8 protein-coding genes are annotated in these 6,689 nt (G+C 54.2%); 4 read left to right on the forward strand and 4 right to left on the reverse strand.

Annotated features, from left to right (window positions below; all coding sequences use genetic code 11):
- The 3 genes from rpmA to cgtA form a co-directional block, all read left to right on the forward strand.
- On the forward strand, positions 1 to 241 hold a 241-nt coding region (gene rpmA, locus ACWYRJ_RS20125; RefSeq protein WP_455508502.1), incomplete at its 5' end, for a 50S ribosomal protein L27.
- Positions 242 to 337: 96 nt separating this feature from the next.
- Complete coding sequence (locus tag ACWYRJ_RS20130; protein ID WP_111964967.1) at positions 338 to 1,303, forward strand: DMT family transporter; 966 nt, start codon at positions 338 to 340, stop codon at positions 1,301 to 1,303.
- Positions 1,304 to 1,318: 15 nt separating this feature from the next.
- Positions 1,319 to 2,494 carry an Obg family GTPase CgtA gene (gene cgtA, locus ACWYRJ_RS20135; RefSeq protein WP_021242261.1) on the forward strand — a complete coding sequence of 392 codons (1,176 nt, stop codon included), beginning with the start codon at positions 1,319 to 1,321 and terminating at the stop codon, positions 2,492 to 2,494.
- Positions 2,495 to 2,527: 33 nt separating this feature from the next.
- Here the strand turns inward: cgtA and pmrB are convergent, their stop codons facing one another.
- From pmrB to dacB, 3 genes are read right to left on the reverse strand one after another with little or no spacing between them, the layout of a single operon-like run.
- Positions 2,528 to 3,571: a two-component system sensor histidine kinase PmrB gene (gene pmrB / locus ACWYRJ_RS20140; RefSeq protein ID WP_111964966.1), complete on the reverse strand. Its 1,044-nt coding sequence runs from the start codon at positions 3,569 to 3,571 to the stop codon at positions 2,528 to 2,530.
- A complete protein-coding gene (gene pmrA, locus ACWYRJ_RS20145; RefSeq protein WP_111964965.1) occupies positions 3,568 to 4,230 on the reverse strand; it encodes a two-component system response regulator PmrA in 663 nt (220 codons plus the stop codon). The genes pmrB and pmrA overlap by 4 nt, the downstream gene beginning before the upstream one ends.
- Positions 4,231 to 4,232: 2 nt before the next feature.
- Entirely contained in the window at positions 4,233 to 5,666 is a 1,434-nt protein-coding gene (dacB, locus tag ACWYRJ_RS20150) for a serine-type D-Ala-D-Ala carboxypeptidase (RefSeq protein ID WP_111964964.1), read from the reverse strand.
- Between the two features lie 228 nt (positions 5,667 to 5,894).
- Between dacB and greA the strand changes: the two genes are divergently transcribed.
- Positions 5,895 to 6,371 (forward strand): transcription elongation factor GreA, encoded by a 477-nt coding sequence (gene greA, locus ACWYRJ_RS20155; protein WP_014171793.1) that lies wholly within the window; start codon positions 5,895 to 5,897, stop codon positions 6,369 to 6,371.
- 151 nt (positions 6,372 to 6,522) lie between these two features.
- Here the strand turns inward: greA and ACWYRJ_RS20160 are convergent.
- Positions 6,523 to 6,689 (reverse strand): YhbY family RNA-binding protein (locus ACWYRJ_RS20160; protein WP_455508503.1); only part of this gene is annotated, 167 nt, incomplete at its 5' end.

Consider the following 6,689-nt stretch of genomic DNA (forward strand, 5'->3'; position numbering starts at 1 on the left):
TGGCGGCTCCACACGTAACGGTCGCGATTCAGAAGCTAAACGCCTGGGCGTTAAGCGTTTCGGTGGCGAATCCGTTCTGGCGGGTAGCATCATCGTTCGTCAACGTGGTACCAAATTCCACGCTGGCAACAACGTAGGTTGCGGTCGTGACCACACTCTGTTTGCTAAGGCAGACGGTAAAGTGAAATTTGAAGTTAAAGGCCCGAACAACCGTAAATATATCAGCATCGTTGCTGAGTAAGGTTTTCTCGGTCCGGTAACGGATTAAAGCCCCGCAACCTGTTGCGGGGCTTTTTACATTGGAAACCCGGTAATTTTTTCTGTAGGGAAAACGGGCATGAAGCAGCAGGCCGGCATTGGTATTCTTTTGGCGCTCACTACCGCAATGTGCTGGGGTGCGCTGCCAATTGCAATGAAGCAGGTACTGGAAGTGATGGAGCCGCCTACGGTGGTTTTTTATCGCTTTCTGATGGCAAGCATCGGCCTCGGGGCCATTCTGGCAATCAAAGGTAAGCTTCCACCCTTGCGGCTCTTCCGTAAACCGCGCTGGCTGGTATTGCTGGCTATCGCGACGGGCGGTCTGTTCGGTAACTTCATCCTGTTCAGCTCTTCCCTGCAATATCTCAGCCCCACGGCGTCGCAGGTGATAGGTCAGCTTTCACCGGTTGGCATGATGATCGCCAGCGTCTTTATCCTCAAGGAAAAGATGCGTGGTACGCAGATTATCGGGGCGAGCATGCTGCTGTGCGGTCTGGTGATGTTCTTCAACACCAGTCTGATTGAGATTTTCACTCGCCTGACGGATTACACATGGGGTGTAATTTTCGGTGTGGGGGCAGCAACGGTCTGGGTGAGCTATGGCGTCGCACAAAAGGTGTTATTGCGTCGTCTTGCCTCACAGCAGATCCTCTTTTTGCTGTACACTTTGTGTACAATAGCATTGCTGCCATTAGCAAAGCCGGGAGTGATTTCCCAGCTTAGCGACTGGCAACTGGCGTGCCTCATTTTTTGTGGGCTGAACACGCTGGTCGGTTATGGCGCGCTGGCCGAAGCGATGGCGCGCTGGCAAGCAGCACAGGTGAGCGCGTTAATTACGCTTACTCCGCTGTTTACGCTGTTATTTTCAGATTTGTTATCAATGGCCTGGCCCGATGTCTTCGTCAGACCGATGCTCAACCTGTTGGGTTATCTCGGTGCGTTTGTCGTGGTTGCGGGCGCGATGTATTCCGCCATTGGTCATCGTCTTTGGGGACGTTGGCGCAAAAATGAAGCGGTTGTAGTAGTCCCCCGCTCAGGCGAATGAGTTACGGAGAGTAAAATGAAGTTTGTTGATGAAGCGACGATCCTGGTCGTGGCTGGTGATGGCGGCAACGGTTGCGTGAGCTTCCGCCGTGAAAAGTATATCCCACGTGGCGGTCCTGATGGCGGCGACGGCGGGGATGGTGGTGACGTGTGGCTGGAGGCGGATGAGAACCTCAACACGCTGATCGACTACCGTTTCGAAAAATCCTTCCGCGCTGAACGTGGCCAAAACGGCCAGAGCCGTGACTGTACCGGGAAACGCGGTAAAGACGTCACCATTAAAGTTCCGGTCGGTACGCGCGTGATTGACCAGGGGACCGGTGAAACCATGGGTGACATGACCAAACACGGTCAGCGCCTGATGGTGGCGAAAGGCGGCTGGCACGGTCTGGGTAACAGCCGTTTCAAATCTTCCGTTAACCGTACGCCGCGTCAGAAAACGATGGGTACGCCGGGCGATAAGCGCGACCTGCAGCTGGAGCTGATGCTTCTGGCAGACGTGGGCATGCTGGGTATGCCAAACGCCGGTAAATCGACGTTCATTCGCGCCGTCTCTGCGGCCAAGCCAAAAGTGGCAGACTATCCGTTTACCACGCTGGTACCAAGCCTGGGTGTTGTCCGTATGGATAACGAGAAGAGCTTCGTGGTTGCCGATATCCCGGGTCTGATTGAAGGCGCCGCAGAAGGGGCCGGTCTGGGAATTCGCTTCCTGAAGCACCTTGAGCGCTGCCGCGTGCTGCTGCACCTTATCGATATCGATCCTATCGACGGTTCCGATCCGGTTGAAAACGCCCGTATCATCGTGGGCGAGCTGGAAAAATACAGCGAAAAACTGGCTAATAAACCGCGCTGGCTGGTCTTCAACAAGATCGACCTGATGGATAAAGCCGAAGCGGAAGCAAAAGCGAAAGCCATTGCTGAAGCGATGGGTTGGGAAGATAAGTACTACCTGATCTCTGCGGCAAGCCAGGTCGGCGTGAAGGATCTATGCTGGGATGTGATGACCTTCATCATTGAGAACCCAATTGTTCAGGCGGAAGAAGTCAAACAGCCAGAAAAAGTCGAATTCATGTGGGATGACTACCACCGCCAGCAGCTCGAAGAGCTGGAAGCGGAAGAAGACGATGAAGACTGGGACGATGACTGGGATGAAGACGACGAAGAAGGCGTCGAGTTCATCTACAAGCATTAATATCTGTTCAAAGCCCCCATTATGGGGGCTTTTTTATTGAAGCGTTGTGGGCAGCCAGCAGCTGGCGATTAAACCGCCTTCAGCGCCATTTTCAAGGGTCAGCCTGCCGTGGTGTAGCTGGACGATGCGCTGCACGATACTCAGGCCCAGACCGCTCCCTCCGTAGCGCTGGTCAAGACGGCGGAATGGCTCGGTGATTGACACTCGGTGCGCTTCATCAATCCCTGGACCCTGATCGATAACGCTGATCTGCGTCCCCCCGTCGACCTCGGTTAATGTCACTGTAATCGTTGTCCCTGCCGGGCTGTAGCGCCCTGCATTTTCCAGCAGGTTGCGCAGCATCAGGCGCAGGAGCACGGCATCTCCCTGAACCGTGAGCGCGCTTTTAGCGGGCCAAATCACCGTATGCTCTTTGGCTTCATGCCCCAGGCCGAGAGGTTCAATGATATTTTCCGTCCAGTTCACGGTTTCGTAGTGCCCGCTCGCCATTGCCTGTCCGGCACGGGCCAGCATTAGCAGCTGTTCGACGGTATGCATGAGCTGATCGATACGGCTAATTAACGTCGCGGCCTGTGGCGCGCCTGACTGCGCCATGAGCTCAAGATGGAGCCGGATGCCGGCCAGAGGCGTTCTCAGCTCGTGTGCGGCGTCTGCGGTGAAGAGACGCTCCTGCTGAATGGTGCTATCCAGTCGTGCCAATAGCTGGTTCAGGGAGGTCGTCACCGCGCCAATTTCTTCCATGTCGGAATACATAGGAAGCGGGGTTAAGTTATCGGCCGAACGGTTAGCGAGACTGTCGCGGAGTTTATTCAGCGGTCGGGTTATCCAGGTGACCGCCCAGAAGGAGAAGAGCAGGGTAAAGCCGACCATCACCAGGGAAGGAACCAGCAGCGAGGCAATCGCTTCGCGGATCTCTTTCTCAACGTGATTATTGCGCGCTTTTGCTGACAGCGTTTCGTTGACCAGAAAACCAATCTGTTCACGGCTTTCATGCCATAGCCAGATAACGCTTATCAGCTGGAAAAACAGGAGAATCACCGCCAGCAGCACCATCAAACGCCGACGCATGCTGTTCATTTCTGGCTCTCCAGACGATAGCCGACGCCGCGAACGGTTTTGATCCTGTCTTTGCCGAGTTTACGCCGCAGGTTATGGATGTGGACCTCAAGGGTATTTGAGCCGGGATCGTCCTGCCAGGAGTAAATATCCTGCTGGAGCGTTTCTCTGTGTACCGTTTGCCCGCTCCGCATGATCAGACGCGTAAGCAAGGCGAACTCTTTTGGCGTCACCTCTACGGCCTGATCCTGGCGCAGCACCTGCTGGGTTTGCAAATTCAGCGTAATATCGCCGTCGGTCAGTAAGTTATCACTATGGCCCTGATAGCGGCGAATCAACGCTCGCACCCGAGCCTGCAGCTCCGCGAGCGCAAAAGGCTTCACCAGGTAATCATCAGCGCCTGCATCGAGGCCAGTAATACGGTCTTCAATGGCATCTCGTGCCGTCAGGATCAATACCGGGTTGGCGATGCCGCGACGTCGCCACTGGCCGAGCAGCGTGGCGCCATCTTTATCAGGCAAGCCCAAATCGAGGATCACCAGGCTGTATTCGCCGCTCTGAATCAGAGAATCCGCCTCCGCTGCGGTGCCAGCACAGTCGAGGGCGTACCCTTCATTGGCTAGACCTAGCGCCAGCCCTTCCTGCAATAACAGATCGTCTTCAACTATGAGTAGTTTCATCGCTAGTTATTCTGATAGATGTCCTTATAAAGCCTGCTTTCGAAGCGAACAAGCGGAATACGACGATTGCGCTGGTCGGTCGGTTCGACGGCATAGCCGGAAAGATACTGCACGAATGCCAGGCGTTGTCCGCTGGCGGTAGTGATGAAGCCTGCAAGGTTGTAAACCCCCTGCAGTGAGCCTGTTTTCGCAGAGACTTTGCCATCCACACCGGCAGCGTGAAGCCCGGCACGGTACTGCAGAGAACCGTCATGCCCGGCCAGCGGCAGCATTGAAATAAAGTTTAGCTCAGTGTCGTGCTGTGCAATGTACTGAAGCACCTGCATCATCGTGGCCGGAGAGATCAAATTATGACGCGATAGTCCGGAGCCATCGACGGCGATGGTATTACCCAGATCGATCCCAGCCTGCTGGCGCAGGATCTGCCGAACCGCGTCTGAACCCGCGCGCCAGGTTCCCGGCACGCCGAAACGCGCGTGACCAATCATGCGAAACACCGTATCGGCAATCATGTTGTCCGACTTTTTCAGCATGATTCGCAGTAAATCGTGCAGCGGAGGAGACTGTTTGCTGGCGATGACCGTGCCGGGCTGGTTGACCTGCGTCTGACGAAGCAGGGTGCCGGTATAAGTTATGCCCGCTTGCTTCAGTTCATCTTTCAGAATGGCACCCGCATAGCTTGCCCCATCCTGTATCGCAAAGGCCAGGGGCAGTGGATCGGCGCGCTGCGTCAGGCAGCCGGTAAGGGTGAAGCGGTTAAGATCGCCGGGCACGACGTCCAGCTCACAATATTGCGCATCCGGGGAGCCTTTCGCCAGCGTGCGAACCTGGCTAAACATGGTGACCGGGTAGTAGGATGCTATGCGGATAAATGCTAAATCATCTGGCTTTGGCGCGCTGTAAAGTGAAACCGAGAAGCAGTTACGGTCAACAATCGCGGCGGCGGGTGGGGCGCTAAAGCATTGGGTCATGTCGTTCCACGGCCAGCCAGGAGCTTTATCGTGGCTGGCAAAGATGGAGGTGTCAATCAGCACATTGCCATCAATTTTCTGCACGCCAGATTTTTTCAGTACCGCAACCATATTGCGGATATCCTGGCGCTTAAAGGTCGGATCGCCGCCAAAACGGGCGATAAGATCGCCTTTCAGTTCGCCACCCTCGACGTTACCTTTGGTCTCGAGTGTGGTAGTAAAACGGAAGTCAGGACCGAGCTGGAGCAAGGCGGCGAGGGCAGTAATCACCTTTTGGGTACTGGCAGGCAGCGCCATCTGTTGACTGTGATAGTCAATCTCGGGAGCCTGTGCGCCAACCTTCTGCACCATCAGGGCAAGGTTCGCGCCTGCGGGGAGCTGATTAATGTACTCATCAACATTCGCGGCCTGGGCAGTGAACGTTAAACTGGTAGTCAATCCGATGATAAATCTGGAAAATCGCATAATCTCGCGCTAACAACCCGAAAACAAACCGTCATACTACGGTGCATAGCACTGCAAAGTAAACGATGACCCATAGTGAACTTCGCGGTAAAATGCATATCAAATTGAAAAATTGCTGCTGACCTGGGGCATTGCTCCCGGGTCGGTTTTCTTTTTGCTTCTTGCCCGCTTAGGTGGGCAGGAGCAGGGAACACTGCTCCCAACAGGAATGTTTAAGAGGTATAACAAATGCAAGCTATTCCGATGACCTTACGTGGTGCCGAAAAACTGCGCGAAGAGCTGGATTTCCTGAAATCCGTGCGTCGTCCTGAAATCATCGCCGCTATCGCGGATGCGCGCGAGCATGGCGACCTGAAAGAGAACGCTGAATACCACGCCGCGCGTGAGCAGCAGGGTTTCTGTGAAGGGCGTATTAAAGATATCGAGGCAAAACTGTCCAATGCACAGGTCATCGATATCACCAAAATGCCTAACAATGGGCGTGTGATCTTTGGTTCCACTGTGACCGTTCTGAACCTGGACAACGACGAAGAGCAGACCTATCGCATCGTGGGTGATGATGAAGCAGACTTCAAACAGAACCTGATTTCAGTGAACTCTCCGATTGCTCGCGGCCTGATTGGCAAAGAGCAGGACGATGTTGTCACCATCCGCACCCCTGGCGGTGAAGTGGAATACGAAATTATTAAGGTTGAATACCTGTAATTCGCTTCTCTACTAAGATGTTGATACATTGTAAAGAAAAGAAAAAGGCCGCATAGCGGCCTTTTATCAACTCAAGGAGCATGGCATTTTGCTCGCCTGCTGACAGAAATCCCTCGTTTCACACAGAAAATGTGTTTAATTCAGGATATCCTTAGCGTGGCAGCGAGATTTTACGCTCTTTAGATGGGCGGTAGAGCACCAGCGTTTTACCGATGACCTGTACATTACAGGCGCCGGTTTCGCGCACGATGGCTTCCACGATCAGGTTTTTAGTGTCTCTGTCTTCAGAGGCGATTTTCACCTTGATCAGCTCGTGGT

It is taken from the genome of Enterobacter sp. (assembly GCF_977039595.1).

What these genes read in the sequence shown, in the direction of transcription:
- dacB (WP_111964964.1), bottom strand. Translation starts at nt 5,666, where the DNA reads ATGCGATTTTCCAGATTTATCATCGGATTGACTACCAGTTTAACGTTC.
- ACWYRJ_RS20130 (WP_111964967.1), top strand. Translation starts at nt 338, where the DNA reads ATGAAGCAGCAGGCCGGCATTGGTATTCTTTTGGCGCTCACTACCGCA.
- pmrB (WP_111964966.1), bottom strand. Translation starts at nt 3,571, where the DNA reads ATGAACAGCATGCGTCGGCGTTTGATGGTGCTGCTGGCGGTGATTCTC.
- greA (WP_014171793.1), top strand. Translation starts at nt 5,895, where the DNA reads ATGCAAGCTATTCCGATGACCTTACGTGGTGCCGAAAAACTGCGCGAA.
- pmrA (WP_111964965.1), bottom strand. Translation starts at nt 4,230, where the DNA reads ATGAAACTACTCATAGTTGAAGACGATCTGTTATTGCAGGAAGGGCTG.
- cgtA (WP_021242261.1), top strand. Translation starts at nt 1,319, where the DNA reads ATGAAGTTTGTTGATGAAGCGACGATCCTGGTCGTGGCTGGTGATGGC.